This is a genomic window from Prevotella sp. lc2012 (assembly GCF_900107065.1).
Taxonomy (GTDB): domain Bacteria; phylum Bacteroidota; class Bacteroidia; order Bacteroidales; family Bacteroidaceae; genus Prevotella.
The window spans coordinates 308,913-326,704 of the sequence record NZ_FNUF01000002.1 but is presented as its reverse complement, the minus strand read 5'-3'; the positions used below and the strand labels follow the sequence as shown (position 1 = coordinate 326,704).

Below are 17,792 nucleotides of genomic sequence, written 5' to 3'. Positions count from 1 at the left end.
TTTATGAGTGTCGACACTTGGATTCGGACCAAGGACCCCCACCATGTCAAGGTGATACTCTAACCAGCTGAGCTATGCCGACTTTTCTTTTTTGTGGGTGCAAAGGTAATGAAAAGGTTTCATATATGCAAGAAAAAGTTTTTTTTTCTTGCATATATGAACAGATTCTTTCTTTAAAGCAGTTTCTTTATTTCTGCCTCCAGATCCTTGATCTGGGCGGCGCGCTTCACGAGGTTGTTACCACGATCAATCAGAAAATAATCAGGCACGGCCTGTATATTGTACATCATCAGACGCTCTGAGTTGACACCATCGCCATCACGTACGTTGATCCAAGGTAGAGCGGCCGTTTGCTGCTTCCAGAAATGTTCGTCGGAATCGAGCGATACTTGGAAAACCTCAAGTCCCTGAGCGTGGTATTTGTTATAGAGTTCACGAAGCATTAGGATACGGGCCGGAGAGTCATCCAAGGCAAAGACGTGGAAGTCGAGCAGTACCACCTGACCTTTCAAGTCTGTAAGGTGACGTGCCTGACCCTTGTTGTCCAACAGAGTGATATCAAGAACACCAGCCTCCTTTACCTTGTCGGCGTCAACCTCCAGATTTGCATTCTTTGCTGCTATAATGCGCTGATTTTTTATACCCTCGATAGCGATGTTGTGTAGGTTCTGACCGCGCTCGGCATGTGGGTAGTAAGTATCCCAACTAGTGGCAACGGCGGCAAAGACCTTGATGTCATCCTTGTCGGTGCGTGGATTGAAAATCAACCAGTTTCCCAAAGTCTGGAAAAGAGCGAAATAAGAGTAAGCCTTAAAAGGCTCTTTGAAGATATAGTTAAACTTCACGTCGTTCTTATAGTCGGCCAGAAGTTTGAGGATGCTGTCGTTAGCAGTTTCCACAGTGAGTGAGGAGTCTTGCTGGATGGCGATGGCACGGTTCTGCAGATTGATCTGCTTGAAGGCCAACTCCCTAATCTTCTCACAGTTGTCTGAACCGCTGACGGTGTAATTTGTTGCCATGTCAGGGTAATCGCCTTTGATTTTTACTGTCTCAGTGGAGTCGATGCTCACATTGATAATTTGGTCTGCAATCCTAAGACGATAGAACTCCGGGGCTGCCGTAGCCTCCTCGCTGAAGGAGAAGTCGCCGGCTTCGTCGAGTTTTACAGAGTCGAGCACACTGATACCCTCGATTCCCACATTCTCAAAATAGAGCACAGAGTCTTTGGCATTACCAATCTGTCCCTCCACTGTGAACTTATTGTTGTTACATGAGGCTATTACCATGGCGCTCAGCATCATGGCTGTCGCCTTCCAAATATTTGTCTTTTTCATCTTGTCTTTAGTTTTCAGATGGCAAAGGTACAAATAAGCAACCAAAATACCAAATTTATTTGTGTTTTTTCGAGCACGGTGATATACGCTGGATGCAAAAGGTATGCCTTTTTTCATAAAAAACGAAAAATAATCATCATTTTTTTGTTTATTTATATTATAATGTGTAACTTTGCGCCCGCATTTTGACAATGCGAACACGAAAGCAGACAGCACTTTTTAGCGATATGCGGGCTTTCTGAGTTCGGTTTTCGCTGTCTTTGCATTTTTTATTTTTTAGATGTTTTAAACAAGATGAACGTAATTACAAAGACCCTTCAATTGGCTGATGGACGTACCATTACCATTGAAACCGGGAAAGTGGCAAAACAGACCGACGGCTCCGTTGTTCTCCGTATGAACAACACCGTATTGCTCGCCACTGTTTGTGCCGCAAAAGATGCAGTTCCCGGAACAGATTTTATGCCTTTGCAGGTAGATTATCGTGAACAGTACAGTGCAGCCGGTCGTTTCCCCGGCGGATTTACCAAGCGCGAAGGCAAGGCCAGCGACAACGAAATCCTGACATCACGACTGGTGGACCGTGTGCTCCGCCCGCTCTTCCCCTCTAACTATCATGCTGAGGTGTTTGTGAATGTGATGCTACTCTCCGCAGATGGTGTGGATCAGCCCGACGCTTTGGCTGGCTTTGCTGCCTCTGCTGCTTTGGCTTGTTCTGACATTCCTTTCGAGTGCCCGATCAGTGAAGTGCGCGTAGCCCGTGTCAACGGTGAGTATGTAATCGATCCTACCTTCGAGCAGATGAAGGAGGCCGACATGGATATCATGGTCGGTGCTTCTGCCGAAAACATCATGATGGTGGAAGGTGAGATGAAAGAGGTGTCAGAACAGGATATGATCGGCGCCCTCAAGGCAGCTATGGCTGCTATCAAGCCGATGTGTGAACTTCAGACGGAACTCTCCAAAGAGTTAGGTAAAGATGTGAAGCGCGAGTATGATCATGAGGTGAACGATGAGGCTCTGCGTGAGCAGATGAACAAGGAGCTGTATCAACCCACCTACGACATCACTAAGCAGGCACTTGAGAAACAGGCACGTGCTGAGGCTTTCGATAAGATCCTTGCTGACTTCAAGGAGGCGTTCTTTGAGGCTCATCCCGAGATTACTGCTGATTCAGAGATTTGCAAGGACGAGTATGAGGCGATGATGGATCGCTACTACCACGATGTGATGCGTGATGCTATGCGTCGTTGTATTCTCGACGAGGGTATTCGTCTCGATGGTCGTAAAACTGACGAGATTCGTCCTATCTGGTGCGAAGTTTCTCCGCTGCCTATGCCTCACGGAAGTTCTATCTTCACTCGTGGTGAGACACAGTCGCTGTCGACCTGTACCCTCGGTACAAAGCTCGACGAGAAGCTTGTTGACGATGTGCTGGAGCGCGGCTATCAGCGCTTCCTTCTCCACTATAATTTCCCCCCATTCTGTACGGGTGAGGCTAAGGCTCAGCGCGGTGTAGGTCGTCGTGAGATTGGTCATGGTCATCTGGCGTGGCGCGGTCTGAAGGGTCAGATTCCCGAGGACTTCCCTTACACGGTACGTTTGGTCAGCCAGATTCTTGAGTCTAATGGCTCTTCTTCAATGGCTACTGTTTGTGCTGGTACGCTGGCTCTGATGGATGCTGGTGTGCCCATGAAGAAGCCTGTCTCGGGTATTGCTATGGGTCTGATTAAGAATCCCGGTGAGGACAAGTATGCAGTACTTTCCGATATCCTCGGTGATGAGGACCACCTGGGTGATATGGACTTCAAGACCACAGGAACGAAGGATGGTCTGACTGCTACTCAGATGGATATCAAGTGCGACGGTCTGTCGTTCGAGATTCTGGAGAAGGCACTCATGCAGGCCAAGGCAGGTAGAGAACATATCTTGAAGTGCCTGACCGACACGATTGCTGAGCCTCGTGTAGAGATGAAGCCTCAGGTTCCCCGTATCGAGGCATTCGATATTCCGAAGGAATTCATTGGTGCTGTTATTGGCCCGGGCGGAAAGATTATCCAGCAGATGCAGGAGGATACAGGTGCTACCATCACTATCGATGAGGTCGAGGGTGTTGGCAAGGTACAGGTTTCTGCACCTAATAAAGAGAGTATCGACGCAGCTATTGCCAAGATCAAAGCCATTGTTGCGATTCCCGAGGTTGGTGAAATCTACGAGGGTACAGTCCGTAGCATCATGCCTTACGGTTGCTTCGTGGAGATTATGCCAGGTAAAGATGGTCTGCTCCATATCTCGGAGATCGACTGGAAGCGTCTTGAGACTGTTGAGGAGGCCGGTATCAAGGAAGGTGACAAGATAAAGGTGAAGTTACTTGAGATCGATCCTAAGACGGGAAAGTACAAGCTTTCTCATCGTGTGCTAATTGAAAAGCCTGAGGGATACGTTGAGCGTCCTGCCCGCGGAGAGCGCCGTGAGCGTGGCGATCGTAGTGGTGAGCGCCGCCGTCCTGAGCGTGGTGACCGTCGTAATAGTGAGCACCGTTCTCGTCCCGAGAGACAGCATGGTGAACAGAACGCACCAACACAGGAGGCTCCGGCAGAAAACCAGCCGAAGGACTTCAGTGATTCACTGGACAACATGGATTTCTAATCAGTCCGTTCCCAATAAATAAAGAGGGCGCTTCAATGAAGTGCCCTCTTTATTTATATATATAGGTATGAACTTATGCAGATCTCCAAGGAAAATTGTGTCTTTTCTTTGTGAACCGACGAAGAAGGATACAATACCAGAAATAAGCCATCTGGTAGAGGGTCTGAGAGTTCCACAGTTTCAAATACGAAGCGAAAGTGAAAGTCCATCGGTATGTTCTGGTCCTCACGTCAATGTCAATATGGGTTTTGTCCGTCTTGTATTTCCTGTCAAGCAGGAAATAGGCATATTTCAGGGCACCAAGTTGTGGCTTAGCATCTAGATTGCCTTCAATGAGAGGAATGATTTCCTCCTTTTCTTTAACGACGTAGCAAGCATCAAGTCCTTCGTACGCAGAGTGGCCTATCAAGATGGATGGTTTCCCCCAGTAGCTGGCCTCCACGCCAACAGACGAACCGAACGAAATGACTTTCTCACAGGCATCAATCAGAGCATAGCTGCTGATTTTGCTCTCCGGTGCGATGACGGTCACGTTGGGGAAACTGTCATATTGGTACAGGTCGGTATGATCTTTGTAGTTCACACCTTTCAGGTTCGGATGGATACGTAGATAGTAGTGGATGTTGGCAGGAGAATGACTGAAGATATATCCCATGGCATCGCTCTGACTATCGAAGAGTTGACCGCCGTTCACATCTCTTCCTAAGGCGGCAAGCTCATCTTGCGAGGATGTGTAGATGGCGACGTTCCTCTTGTTGGGATCAAAGCCTTCAGGAAGCAATCCCGTGACCTGATCGGCGACATAGACTTTTACGTCAACAACCAACTGCCCCTTGCGTCGTTTCTCGTAGAATGAAGCTGCGGTTTCTCGCTTTTGTACGTCTGATTCCGGCGACTCCTCCCAGAGTCTCTTAATCATTCTGTCCCACATCTTGATGTTGTGAGGTAACTCGTCATGGTAGCTCATCTTCGCATACGGCTCTCCGTGTCCGCCTACGGTCTCCACGGCTTTGAAGTGGATGCCCAGTGCTTTGGCGATGTCGTAGAAAAGACGGTTCTCGTAGAGGCGGCCGTTATGAATGACAATGATGTCTGGTCTGACTTGTTTGATCAGTAGATAGGCGGTGTCTACGAGATTGCAGAGTTCTCCAATTAGTGGGACTGCGAAATCGTGAAACTCTTCGAAACGCTTCAGATCCAGGTCACGGGTACCGGTATAGTACATGGAAAGGATGGCGTTTCCTACCTCGACATCACGGTATACGAAGTTACGTAGTGCTTCTGCATCTTGAAAGTCAAATGTGGCATTTTGGTGTTTCGTGTCCGGCTTCTTCACGGGCAGCATGTGTACGCCTTTCCCGAAGACGCGTTGGTATTCATGGTACATACGGTGACAGAACCGGCAGACACTGTCATAACCATCAGGGTTCATCCAACAGGAGGTGAGTGCAGTATGACAATAAGCCCAGTATACCTCGTCACCTGCCTGCCTGCCATCTAGGATATCGTCGATAATAACGCCGATATGAGGGGCAGCAATGGAGCAGCAACTGTAGTAGAGTCGTTTACTCATGGGTTATTGTCCTTTATAACGTGTGAAGAGACGACTTTTGTTCTCTAGAATATCCTGCATGATGACTTCCGTGCTGGCATTTAGGTCCACCACACCATAGTTGATACCGTTGATGAGATTCGACTTTAGGATGCCTTTCATCACTAGAGCCTCTGCCAGGGGGGGTAGTTCGTTGACAACCTCCATGTCAAGGTTACGCACCAGCATCGAATAGTGTCGTATGGTAGTCTCGCCGTTCTCGTCAATGTAGGGGGCTTCGAAAGTTTTCAGGAACCGGTATGGAATCTTGTCTACCACTTTCTCCTCTACATAGTGTACGTAGGTGAAGCCCCATAACTGGTCGTATTCTACATCCATCATTACCTGCTTGGCATGTACGCGTTCAAGATAGGCGAATGGTGAGTCTGAACCAAACGAAGAGACATTATTCATGTCGCACAACAACTGCTGGTCCTTGCCTGCTACGGCAAACGAGTAGAGTGGGTGCCGTGTCCGTCGGAACTTGGGATTCCTGAGTGCCTGGTCGCCTAACACCCCTACCTGACTCTTCGTCTTCTTGTAGTCGAAAGCTGTCTGATGACAGAAATCCCAGCTGTAGGTGGGTATCAGCAGGGTTCCTTCCTCTCCGATCACATCTAGAATGCTGTCAAAGAAGAGGTTGGGATTAAATCGCTCTCCGTGTTCCTTGCAGTTCAGGAGGATACGGGAGATGTATGATGAGAGTAGAACGGCATCTCCTCGTCTCAGCCCCCAGTGATGGGGAATGTCCAGGTAGCTGATGTAGTCGGTCATGCGTTCTTTGACTTTTCGATGACGGCAGCAATGCTGTCGATAGAAGAGAAATTCTCGGGGATGACGTCCGTACCGTCTATCTTGAAGTCAAACTGAGTCTCTAACTCGTCCACCAGGTTAACAATGTCGAAAGAGTCCAACATGCCTTCCTCGATAAAATTAACACTTTCGGTGAAATCGAACTCGGGTCTGAGCTCACTCAGAATTGAGATAATCTTTTCTTTCATTTTTACTTATTTACGATTTGTTTACTAATTCAATAAATCCAATTTTTCTATTGCTGAAATAACAGATCTTTCGACCTCCAAAAGCAATAGCTTCAACAGGTTTGAATAATGGAGTCCAATTGTGGTCCATTAACTTCTCGTATTCCTCCTCAATATTGTCAACCTGATAACACAGGTGATAGGGAGCGACGCCGGTTTTGGCTAGCAGGTTTCGCATGGGCTGGTTGTCCTCGAAGGGCTCAACCAATTCAATGCGCGGCTCGTTGCCTCTCGAGAGAAAGCAGAGCTTGGTGCGCTGGGTGTCATCGTTGAAGATCTCTCCCGCCGAATATCCCAACACCTCGAATTGCTTGGCAGTATCTTCGATGCTGCGTGTCAGGTAGCCGATATGGTCGATCGCATATTCCATCCTTTTGCTTCTATCCGTTGATCAGTTTTTTGTAATACAGACGGTCAATCTTTCCATTTGTGTTGCGCTGGAGCAGATCCACATGGCGGTACACTGTAGGAATCATGTATTTCGGTAGGGCCTGACCGATCTTCTTGCGGAAGTCGGAGGCGGAGATCTCCTGTTCTGCCTCGTAGATAAGCGTGATCTCCTTGGCTGCCTGATGATAGACTACACAGCCGTTTTTCACAAGCTTCAGGGTGTTGATGATTACGTGCTCAATCTCACCGAGATCCGTACGGTAGCCCAGATGTTTCACGATATTGTCTTTCCTACCCTTGAACATAATCAGTCCATCCTCGTCGTAACACACAATATCACCGGTGCGGTAGATGAGCTCGGGGTAGGATTTATTCAGAGGATTCTGCACAAAAGCGGCAGCCGTCTTCTCCGGGTTGTTGTAATAGCCCATGGCCAGTGAGGTGCCTCTCACGCAGAGTTCTCCTTCCTTGTACGGTTCCTTCACGGCCTTGTCGTCACCATCCAAAATAAGGATATCGGTGTTTCGACAAGGGATGCCGATGGGCAGAGGTTGCTCGTCGGGAATATTCTTGTCTACGATGTAGTATGTGCAGTCGAGGGTGATTTCTATCGGACCATATAGGTTGGCAAAGGTCACCTGTGGCAGATGATGGTGCCAGTAGTTAAACTGCTTAGTGGGGAAGACCTCTCCTGCAAACCATACCGTCTTAAGATGCTCTAGTTTGTAGGTTGATAATAGGTCCATGTTCGCGATGTTTACCATGATTGTCGGCACCCAGAACAAGAAGTTCACCTTGTGCTGCTCTAATAGATCGAGAATCTTGGCGGGGAACGCAGCCAGATTGCTGGGTAGCACAACCAAAGTGCTGGCTTTGGCCATCAGCATACACAACTCGAAACTGTAGATATCGAAGACCAGTGGTGAGAGAGAACCCATCACCAGGTTTTCGTCAAACTTGAATGTGTCGAGCGCCCATTCTATGAAATCGAAGAAACTCTTATGGTTGAGTACAACACCTTTTGGCGTTCCTGTGGAGCCTGAAGTGTTGATGATACAGGAAGGATCCGTGTCGATGATGGTAGAGAGTTTGCCGAGGATAGCCTTCTTGTCGACCTCTTCTTCCCAGTCCTCCTCATCAAGCAGTATCACTCTGATGGACTCAGGGATTATACCGGCAATGCTTTTGATTTGCTTGCTGGTAGAGATGATGTAGTATGGCTCTACCAACTTCAGGATATTACTGATACGCTCTGCCGGCGTCTTGATGTCCAGGTTCATGTAGAAATTTCCCGAATAGATGATTCCTAGATTGGCAAACACGCTCTCTATCGATTTGTCCAGGAAAACGGCCACGGGTTTGTTCTGGCCTATACCGCCGTTGATGATCTTCTGTGCCAGTGTCATCGCCTTGTCACGTAGGCCGCAGAATGTGATATCTTTATCCTTGTCAATGACGGCAATTTTATGAGGATATTTGTCTGCTGTTTCCTCAAACAGCTCTATCAGATTTATTTTCATACCTTCATGATATGCCTGCGATGAGGCTTATATGCGGTGCGCCGACAGCGCCCAGTTTTCTTTTATACCTTATATATTTTTGATTTGGCTACAAAATTACCATATTTTTATGGAATTGCCAACCTTTTCCCTGAAAACTTACGCCAAATAGTTAAATTATCATAAAAGTTTGGTTTCGGAAGGGGAAAGGGCTTCGCATATTAACAAATATGTGTACCTTTGCAGTCCGATTATTGGGGAGAGACTTAGAATCCCCACGGGTTGATGTGTGAATAGCTGTGTCTTTGGCCGGGCGCGGTGGTTCGAGAATCGTCAGTCCAAGGCGCCGTCCCGCCAGGAATCGTCTGATTCCGAAGCGTACGTTAGACTTGCAACCGAGAGTTAGACCTCGGATGTGAGTTTTATGCGCATATGTTAAACTGTTTTTTAGTAGTAAAAATTTAAATTAGAAATGAACACTTTAAGTTACAAGACGCTTTCCGTCAACAAGGAAACAGCAAAGAAGGAGTGGGTGGTTATCGATGCCACAGACCAGGTCGTTGGTCGTCTCGCTTCTAAAGTAGCCAAGCTGATCCGCGGAAAGTACAAGCCAACTTTCACTCCGCACGTTGATTGCGGTGACAATGTAATCCTTATCAATGCCGATAAGGTGGTATTCACTGGTAAGAAAGAGACCGATAAGGTCTACACTCGCTACACGGGTTATCCCGGTGGCCAGCGCTTCAATACACCTGCAGAACTTCGCAAGAAGAACGGCGGTGTCGACAAGATGCTTCGCCATGCCGTTAAGGGCATGCTGCCGAAGGGTCCTCTCGGCCGTAGCCTGCTGAACAACCTCTATATCTACGAGGGTACCGAGCATCCCCATGCCGCACAGCAGCCAAAGACTATTGATATTAACCAGTATAAATAATTAGGAAAGATGGAAGTAATTAACGCAATAGGTCGTCGCAAGAGCTCTGTAGCCCGTGTATATGTGAAAGAGGGAACAGGCAAGATAACGATCAATAAGAAGGATTTAGAAGTTTATTTCCCGTCAGCTATCCTGCAGTATGTGGTGAAGCAGCCGCTGAACCTGCTGGAGGTTGCTGAGAAGTATGATATCAAAGTCAACCTCGACGGTGGTGGCTTCACTGGTCAGAGCCAGGCTCTGCGCCTTGCCATTGCTCGTGCATTGGTAAAGATCAACGAGGATGACAAGAAGCAGCTGAAGGATGCCGGATTCCTGACACGCGATAGCCGTGAGGTTGAGCGTAAGAAGCCGGGTCAGCCAAAGGCACGTCGTCGCTTCCAGTTCAGTAAGCGTTAATCCGACTGGACACCGTTTAGTATCTAAACCGGATCGACTTGAGGGAGATTTGCAGAATGAGATTTTGGTAATCATCATTCTCCATTCTCAACTCTCTACCCTCAATTACCCTCCGGCTGATTCTGGACCAAGAATTAAAAAGAAAGTAAACAATTTAAAGAATTAAGCAAAATGTCAAGAACAAATTTTGATCAGTTGCTCCAGGCTGGCTGTCATTTCGGTCACCTGAAGCGCAAGTGGAACCCTGCAATGGCTCCCTACATCTATACCGAGCGTAACGGTATCCATATCATCGACCTGCACAAGACAGTGGCCAAGATCGACGAGGCTGCTGATGCACTGAAGCAGATTGCCAAGAGTGGCAAGAAAGTGCTGTTCGTCGCTACTAAAAAACAGACAAAGGAAGTGATTGCCGAGAAGGCTGCTAGCGTAAACATGCCTTATGTTATCGAGCGCTGGCCGGGTGGTATGCTTACCAACTTCCCGACAATCCGTAAGGCCGTGAAGAAAATGGCGAACATCGATCGTCTGATGGAGGATGGTACCTACTCAAACCTCTCTAAGCGTGAGCTGCTGCAGATCACACGTCAGCGTGCTAAGCTGGAGAAGAACCTCGGTTCTATCGCCGACCTGACCCGTCTGCCGAGCGCACTCTTCGTAGTCGACGTGCTGAAGGAGCAGATTGCCGTGAAGGAGGCTAATCGTCTGGGTATCCCTGTGTTCGGTATCGTTGATACCAACTCTGATCCTAACAATATCGACTTCGTGATTCCTGCCAACGACGATGCTAAGGACAGCGTAGAGGTTATCCTCAATGCTTGCTGCGCCGCTATCGCCGAGGGTATCGAGGAGCGTAAGGCTGAGAAGGCCGACGAGAAGGCTGCTGAGGCGCAGACCGAGGCAGAGGGTGAAGAGGCAAAGCCGAAGCGCGCTGCCCGTAAGGCACGCAAGGAGGCTGCTCCCGCAGAGGCTGCACCTGCTGCTGAGGAGGCTCCCGCCGCAGAGTAATTTGTTAAATCGATAATTTAAAAATTGAAGAATTAAATTATGGCAATTTCAATTGACGATATCAAGAAGCTTCGCGCTATGACTGGCGCAGGTCTGGCTGATGTGAAAAAGGCTCTGACCGAGGCAGAGGGCGACTTCGACAAGGCTAAGGAGCTCCTCCGTGAGCGTGGCCTGGCTATCGCTGCTAAGCGTAGCGATCGTGAGACTTCCAATGGTTGTGTACTCGTGAAGAGCGTCGACGGCTTCGCTGCTATGATCGCTCTGAAGTGCGAGACCGACTTCGTGGCCAATGGTGCTGACTTCATTGCTCTGACCCAGAGCATCCTCGACGCTGCTATCGCTGCCAAGGCTGCAGACATCGAGGCTGTGAAGGAACTCACTTTGGCTGACGGCCAGAAGGTACAGGAGGCTGTGACACAGCGTTCTGGTATCACTGGTGAGAAGATGGAACTCGACGGTTACCTCGTGCTCGAGGGTGAGAATATCGAGGTCTACGACCATATGGGTAAGCACACTCTCTGCACCATGGTTCAGACCAACAAGTCTGCTGCTGAGCAGGGTCACCTCGTGGCCATGCAGGTGGCTGCCATGAAGCCCGTTGCTCTCGACAAGGAGAGTGTTGACCAGAAGATTCTCGACGAGGAGTATAAGACCGCTGTCGAGAAGACCAAGCTGGAGCAGGTTGAGAAGTTCGTTGAGATGAAGATTAAGAAGGCTGGTCTTAACCCCAACCTCGTTGACTCAGATGATCACATTGAGAGCAACATGGCTAAGGGTTGGTTGACTAAGGAGCAGGCCGACGAGGCTCGTAAGATCAAGGAAGAGGCAAAGGCAGAGGGTGAGGCCCAGCTGAAGATGCCTATGATTGAGAATATCGCCAAGGGTCGTGTTCAGAAGTTCCTGAAAGAGAACTGTCTGGTTGATCAGGAGTTCCAGTTCGGTGACGGTGACAAGGCTACTGTTGCTCAGTGGCTCGCCAAGCAGGACAAGGATCTGAAGATTGTTGCCTTCAAGCGTTTCACGCTCGTAGCAGATTAATTTTCATTTGAATCATAGAAAAAGTCGGTATTGCCTTTGTGCAATGCCGACTTTTTCATAACTTTGCGCCAATATGAAGATTTTTGCCATCGGCATGAACTATGCCGCTCATAACCAGGAACTCCATGGTACGCTGAAGCGTCCTGATCAGCCTGTGATATTCACCAAGGCCGACTCGGCTCTGCTGAATCAGGGGAAGCCGTTTTTCATCCCCGATCACCTTGGGCGTATCGACTACGAGACGGAGGTGGTGGTGCGTATCTGCCGACTGGGAAAGAATATCCCAGAGCGTTTTGCCCACCGTTATTATGATGCAATCACCGTTGGCATCGATTTTACAGCCCGCGACCTTCAGCGTCAGGCCTCTGAAGCCGGCCAGCCTTGGACTATCTGTAAGGGTTTCGATGGCTCTGCTGCCATCGGTGAGTGGATAGACAAAGAGAAATTTCTCGATGTCCAGCGCCTCCATTTTCACCTCGAGATCAATGGTAAGACGGTGCAGGAGGGCTGTACCTCTGATATGCTCTACCGCATTGATGAGATCATCGCCTATATCTCGCAGTTCTTTACGCTGAAGACTGGCGATCTCCTTTATACAGGCACCCCAGTCGGTGTGGGACCCGTACATATTGGTGACCGTCTGGAAGGTTGGCTCGAAGAGCGCAAGGTTCTCTCCTTCAGCTGCAAATAAAAAAAGCCCCGCAAGTCGCGGGGCTTTTTTTAATATCTTACTTGAAATACGGAAGGTCGCCTTTCGCCCATGTTGTGTTATTATCCCAACCGGGGTTCTGCTCAACAACACCTTCTGTCAGAGTAACCTCACATTCGGGAATCTTGAAGAAACCACCACCGGTGGCTCTGTATCGCTCCATGAAGTCGTTGGTGAAGGCATACTCACCTTCGACACCCTGGTTCAGGATGTGGTTGCCCACCTGGTTCTTTACCTTCTCCTCTACATCACCCCAGCGACGTAGGTCGTTCCAGCGTAGAGCCTCGAAGCAGAGTTCGTAACGGCGCTCCTTCTTCAGGTTGGCTAACGTGTAGGGGATGTCGGGCAACTTAGCACGCTCGCGAACGGCATTCAGACCGTTCTTTCCGTTATAGATTACCTTACCATCGGTGAGCTCTGCATGCATCAGGAGCACGTCGGCAAAGCGGAGCCAAACGAGCGACTGGGTAAGACCCGTCTGACGGTTATCGGCACTGCCGTAGAAATAACCGTAGCTCAGCATGCGCTTACCAGTTTCATGATCATAGGCCTCACAACCGATATACTTCTTTGCCAGCAGGTTGGTGTTCTCCACCTCCTTGGCCTTGTCTCCCTTGTAGTTCGGTATCTCGACGGCACGGTCGCAGATAGAACCTATACGACGGTAGTCGCCAGCATAGTCGGGATCGGCAGCCCAGTCGGTCCACAACTTCTCACAGACAGGACCGTTTGAGTAACCCTGCACGGAGAAGGGGAAAGCATCGGCTGTGGTCTTACGCAAACCGTAGAATTCCACGATACGGTTGTGACGCAGTTGTTCATCGGCACTCCATCCCTCTTTATTTGACATCTTCACAGCAAACATATTCTCAATGTTCTCGTCGGTTTCCCAATTGAGGTTATTGTCGATATCGTACTGATAGTCCTTGGCGGTATAGGGGTTGGTGTATGGCCAGAGGTTACGCTGGTCGGACACAAGAGCGTAGCCGCTGTTCTGGATGCAGTCCTCCAGCCAGGTGACAACCTGTGCCTTGCCGATGCTTCCACCCTCGGCGAGTGGTAGTTCAGACTTGCCATAGAAGCCGGTATAGAACAACCAAACACGAGCCATCATACCCTCGGCAGTCCATCTTGAGGCATGACCATCTCCAAACAATGGATACTTCACGGCAGGACCATAATCGATGGCTTTCTTCAGGTCGGAAGCAATCTGTGCATACACTTCATCAGGAGTAGCTCTTGGATTGACCACAGGTTCCGTCGTAATCTTTATGGGAACACCATTGAAGACCTGCGCCAGATTGAAGAAGTACCAAGCGCGAAGGAAATAAATCTCACAAAGCAGCTGATCCTTTTTGCTTTCACTACTCCAGTTAGTAATCCTGTCAATGTTCTCAAGTGCGAAATTGGCACGGTGGATACCTCTATAGCGCTCTTTCCAGAGAGGCTCCATCCAGTCGATATAGGCATTCATCAGGCGGTCAACACCTTGAGCACCAATGTTACTCTGGCTACCGCCACCCAGACGGTCGTCTGAGGCGATGTCGAAGATGAAGAAAGGGTCTTCTTCAGGATCGGCTAGGTTGCGGTTCATGACCGCATAGATGCTTGCAACCATCTGGTTGGCATCAGCCTCGTCGACAGGGAAGTTCGCGGAGTTTTTCGCCTTGAGATTCTCGATATCCAAGAAACTCTCACAACTCCCAAGTAGCATCACGCATAATGCGGATACCATATAGAATATAATGTTCTTTTTCATATTGCTCATGAATTAAAAGTTGACGTTAATACCCACCTGCCATGATTTAGCTGCGGGATAATAGCCGTTGTCAATTCCAGAAGCCCAGCTGGTTCCGTTGCCGAAACCGACCTCGGGATCCATGCCAGAATACTTGGTGAAGGTAATCATGTTGCTGGCAGATACATAAAGACGTAATTTCTGAACAGGGATAGACTTGAACAGACGCTTGAAGTCATAGCCAAGTGATAAGCGTGAGATCTTGAAGAAGTCAGCATCCTCAACCCATACGGGTGAGATCTCCGACATATTGACGTTCTTACCGTCGGAGAAGCGCGGATAGCGGTTGGTGCTGCCCTCGCCTGTCCAGTACTTGGTGTACACGTCAGTGCAATAGTTGTCGTCGGGATGGTCAGAGAACTGACGATAGCTCTTGGCAATCTGCTGTCCGAAGGAGCCGTAACCATTGAGGCCCAAGTCGAAACCCTTGTAAGCAACATTAATACTGAGTCCTACGGTATAGTCGGGGTTCGGGTCACCGATCATCGTCTTGTCGGAATCGTCCTTGTCGATCTTTCCGTTTCTGTTGACATCGACGAACTTCACATCACCAGGCTGCAACGATGCTCCCTGTAGTGAGTTGGCTTTATCACCCTTACAATGCTTGTCCAGATAGTTCTGCAGATCCTGTTCGTTCTGGATGATACCATCCATCTGATAGCCCCAGAAGTAACCCACGGGGTAGCCAACCTGCAGACGGTATAGTTCGGCGGTATTCTGTGCGATGGCATTGTTCTCACCATGGATGATACCCTCGGAATTGGCCAGACGGGTCACCTCGTTCTTGTTGTGCGAGAAGTTGGCAGAAATGTTGTAACTGAAATCCTTACCAATCTTGTCGTTCCAGGAAACCACAATCTCATAACCCTTATTCTCAACGTCTCCGCCATTTATGAAGGGAGGCTCCGCACCATTTGTTCCGGGGCCTGGTGCGTCTATGAGCCAGTCTTTTGTCATCTTCTTGTATAGATCGAACGACACGTTCAACCGGCTGTTCAGGAAACGAGCATCAAAGCCAATGTTTAGCTGTTCAGAAGTTTCCCATGTTACATCAGGATTAGGGATGATTGCTGGATAGGAACCAACGGTGGGGGTGTTTTTGTTGTTGAAATAATAGGGGTCATCCAGATTGATGATAGTAACGAACTGATACTTTTTGATATTGCAGTTACCGTTCTGTCCCCAGCCTCCACGGATCTTGAAGAAATCAAGCCATGACTTTGAGAACTCCATGAACTTCTCGTTGCTCATCACCCAACCTGCCGATACAGAGGGGAAGTATCCCCAGCGGTGTCCGGGACCAAAGTTAGACGATCCGTCAGCACGAAGAATTAATGAAAGAAGATAGGTTTCGTCATAGTTATAGTTCACACGGCCGAAGAAAGAAGCCAGTGATGCTTGGTCTGCTGGCTCACCATTAATCTCTGTGTCAGCGGGATCAACGATATTAGCATGCATGATATAGGCATGCTCGAAAGAGCCGGGGAAGAGTGAATTCTTGTTCTGAACTCTGACACTATTGCCGTCGTAACCGATTCTTTCTGCTGACTGTCCGAGGAGCACATCCAGATTATGTTTTTTGAACGATTTCACCCAATTGATAGTGTTCTCCAACACCCAGTCTGTTGTGTACGACTGTCCTTGAGTCACCTCGTCTTTGACTTCCGATTTCTTGGAGCTGAGCTCATAGACCGGTACATATTTGCGATTTTCGGAATGACGGTATTTCCATCCGAAGCTACTGCGGAATGTGATTCCTTTGATGGGCGCGAACTCCAGATAGAAGTTCGATAAGAGGTTGTAGCGTTTAGTATAGCTGTTACCGCTGTCATACTTCATGGCAGCAAGGGGGTTCGCCATCTCTGCGCTGAAGTCCCAGCCGTCGGCCACAATGTCCTTCTGCTCGTAGAATCCGCCCTCGTCGTTATAGGCAGGCAGCAGTGGCGACATGGCCAGAATGTTACGGATATTGTTGCTGTAAAGGCCACCGATAGCAACGCCCTTCTTGTTGCTGGTAGAGAACGTGATGTTCTCACCAACCTTCAGAACATCGCGTCCCTTCTTCCTGATCAGCGAATAGTCAGAGTTAAGACGGACGGTTGTACGGCTATATTTCGGAGTAGCAGGCCATCCGATGGTTCCTGTCTGCTGGAAATTGCTGAATCCGAGAGCGAAGCGTGACACTTCGGTACCGCCTGTGATGTTCAGTGCAGCATTATGCATGGGCGCATCGTGCACGGTGGTCTCCTCGAGCCAGTTGGTACCGTTCCAGGTGCCGTTCATGATACGTTCGTATTGTTTTGGGATCAGTGTGGCCCAGTCGTAGGTGGTAATACCTGCAATCTGGTAGGCCTTATCATTGATCTCCATATACTGTTTGGCATTCAGCGGTGTAATACCATTGGTATTCGGGTTCTGCCAAGCCATGTAGCCGTCGAAGCTTACCTGTACGCGACTGCCAGCCTGACCTTTCTTGGTGGTTACCAGAATAACACCATTGGCACCACGTGTACCATAGATAGCGCAGGAGGCGGCATCCTTCAGAACGTCGATACTCTCGATATCGTTGGGCGAGAGGTTCTCGATCGTGGCATTGGGAACACCGTCTACGACTATCAGAGGGTTAGAATCACCGTTAGTACCGATACCGCGGATGGTAATCTTATAGCCTTCGCCTGGCTGTCCGGAATTCTGTACGATGTTCATACCTGGGGCCTGACTCTGCAGGGCGCCATAGACATCCACAGCATTCGTGGCTGCGATATTCTCGGCATCGACATGGAGCGTGGAACCAGTCACCAGTTTCTTGCGCTGTGTACCGTAACCCACTACCACGACATCATCCAGAAGTTCTGAATCCTCGTTCAGCGTAATTGTCATGTCTCCTGCTACAGCTTTTACGGTAACGGTCTTGTAGCCGATGTAGGAGATCTTCAGACTTGCGCCACTGGCAACAGAGAGTGTGAACGAACCGTCGACTCCCGTAAGGGTGCCATTCTTTGGGTTGCCCACTTCAACGACAGTAGCCCCGAGTACCGGCTCATTGCTGGTATCAAGGACAACACCTTTCACCTGTATGGCTGCCTTCTCTTGAAGGACCGCCTTGCTGGCCATAGCGGGTGTTATGGCTGCTGTTGAGCCAAACACGACCATACCGGCACAGATGACGGAAAGGAATTTTGATGAATTTAGCATAATAGTAATAATAAAGTTTTAATATAAATAAAGTAAAACACTGTTACTTCTCTCTCTCTCTCTTGTTGCATCCCTGCAACATATCGTCAACAATATGGATAGGGTTTATAATTTTTAGTTATTCGTCGGCAAAGATACAATATAATTCCTTAAAACCAAACAATTTGTGGTAATTTTTTATCTTACTCCTAAAAAAAGGCGCCTCTACAAT

14 protein-coding genes and 1 tRNA gene are annotated in these 17,792 nt (G+C 48.8%); 6 read left to right on the top strand and 9 right to left on the bottom strand.

Features of this window, described 5'->3' with window-relative positions; all coding sequences use genetic code 11:
- Window positions 1–8: 8 nt before the first annotated feature.
- Both BLU99_RS05350 and BLU99_RS05345 read right to left on the bottom strand, forming a co-directional pair.
- Window positions 9–82, bottom strand: a tRNA-Val gene (locus tag BLU99_RS05350).
- 91 nt (window positions 83–173) lie between these two features.
- Window positions 174–1,334: a TlpA disulfide reductase family protein gene (locus tag BLU99_RS05345; RefSeq protein WP_091900158.1), complete on the bottom strand. Its 1,161-nt coding sequence runs from the start codon at window positions 1,332–1,334 to the stop codon at window positions 174–176.
- A 294-nt stretch (window positions 1,335–1,628) separates the two neighbouring features.
- Between BLU99_RS05345 and BLU99_RS05340 the strand changes: the two genes are divergently transcribed.
- Entirely contained in the window at window positions 1,629–3,983 is a 2,355-nt protein-coding gene (locus BLU99_RS05340; RefSeq protein WP_091900157.1) for a polyribonucleotide nucleotidyltransferase, read from the top strand.
- Between the two features lie 73 nt (window positions 3,984–4,056).
- Here the strand turns inward: BLU99_RS05340 and BLU99_RS05335 are convergent, their stop codons facing one another.
- The 5 genes from BLU99_RS05335 to BLU99_RS05315 are packed head-to-tail and all read right to left on the bottom strand — an operon-like array spanning window position 4,057 to window position 8,524.
- Window positions 4,057–5,556, bottom strand: coding sequence for a hypothetical protein (locus BLU99_RS05335; RefSeq protein ID WP_091900156.1), 1,500 nt, complete (start codon window positions 5,554–5,556; stop codon window positions 4,057–4,059).
- 3 nt (window positions 5,557–5,559) lie between these two features.
- Window positions 5,560–6,348 (bottom strand): AAC(3) family N-acetyltransferase, encoded by a 789-nt coding sequence (locus tag BLU99_RS05330; RefSeq protein ID WP_091900155.1) that lies wholly within the window; start codon window positions 6,346–6,348, stop codon window positions 5,560–5,562.
- Window positions 6,345–6,575 (bottom strand): acyl carrier protein, encoded by a 231-nt coding sequence (locus BLU99_RS05325; protein WP_091900154.1) that lies wholly within the window; start codon window positions 6,573–6,575, stop codon window positions 6,345–6,347. The genes BLU99_RS05330 and BLU99_RS05325 overlap by 4 nt, the downstream gene beginning before the upstream one ends.
- 10 nt (window positions 6,576–6,585) lie before the next feature.
- Window positions 6,586–6,984: a VOC family protein gene (locus tag BLU99_RS05320; protein ID WP_091900153.1), complete on the bottom strand. Its 399-nt coding sequence runs from the start codon at window positions 6,982–6,984 to the stop codon at window positions 6,586–6,588.
- A 10-nt stretch (window positions 6,985–6,994) separates the two neighbouring features.
- Window positions 6,995–8,524, bottom strand: coding sequence for an amino acid adenylation domain-containing protein (locus tag BLU99_RS05315; protein WP_091900152.1), 1,530 nt, complete (start codon window positions 8,522–8,524; stop codon window positions 6,995–6,997).
- A gap of 451 nt (window positions 8,525–8,975) precedes the next feature.
- On the opposite strand from BLU99_RS05315, the gene rplM reads away from it, so the two are divergent.
- The 5 genes from rplM to BLU99_RS05290 all read left to right on the top strand — a co-directional run bounded on the left by rplM (window position 8,976) and on the right by BLU99_RS05290 (window position 12,570).
- Window positions 8,976–9,437: a 50S ribosomal protein L13 gene (rplM, locus tag BLU99_RS05310; protein WP_036914189.1), complete on the top strand. Its 462-nt coding sequence runs from the start codon at window positions 8,976–8,978 to the stop codon at window positions 9,435–9,437.
- A 9-nt stretch (window positions 9,438–9,446) separates the two neighbouring features.
- Window positions 9,447–9,833 (top strand): 30S ribosomal protein S9, encoded by a 387-nt coding sequence (gene rpsI / locus BLU99_RS05305; protein ID WP_091900151.1) that lies wholly within the window; start codon window positions 9,447–9,449, stop codon window positions 9,831–9,833.
- 171 nt (window positions 9,834–10,004) lie between these two features.
- Entirely contained in the window at window positions 10,005–10,841 is an 837-nt protein-coding gene (rpsB, locus tag BLU99_RS05300) for a 30S ribosomal protein S2 (protein ID WP_091900150.1), read from the top strand.
- 39 nt (window positions 10,842–10,880) lie between these two features.
- Window positions 10,881–11,879, top strand: a complete 999-nt coding sequence (tsf, locus tag BLU99_RS05295) for a translation elongation factor Ts (protein WP_091900149.1) — start codon at window positions 10,881–10,883, stop codon at window positions 11,877–11,879.
- Between the two features lie 73 nt (window positions 11,880–11,952).
- Complete coding sequence (locus BLU99_RS05290) at window positions 11,953–12,570, top strand: fumarylacetoacetate hydrolase family protein (protein ID WP_091900148.1); 618 nt, start codon at window positions 11,953–11,955, stop codon at window positions 12,568–12,570.
- Window positions 12,571–12,607: 37 nt separating this feature from the next.
- Here the strand turns inward: BLU99_RS05290 and BLU99_RS05285 are convergent, their stop codons facing one another.
- Both BLU99_RS05285 and BLU99_RS05280 read right to left on the bottom strand, forming a co-directional pair.
- Window positions 12,608–14,347: a RagB/SusD family nutrient uptake outer membrane protein gene (locus tag BLU99_RS05285; RefSeq protein WP_176771054.1), complete on the bottom strand. Its 1,740-nt coding sequence runs from the start codon at window positions 14,345–14,347 to the stop codon at window positions 12,608–12,610.
- Window positions 14,348–14,359: 12 nt separating this feature from the next.
- Complete coding sequence (locus tag BLU99_RS05280) at window positions 14,360–17,581, bottom strand: SusC/RagA family TonB-linked outer membrane protein (RefSeq protein WP_255397455.1); 3,222 nt, start codon at window positions 17,579–17,581, stop codon at window positions 14,360–14,362.
- Window positions 17,582–17,792: the final 211 nt, after the last annotated feature.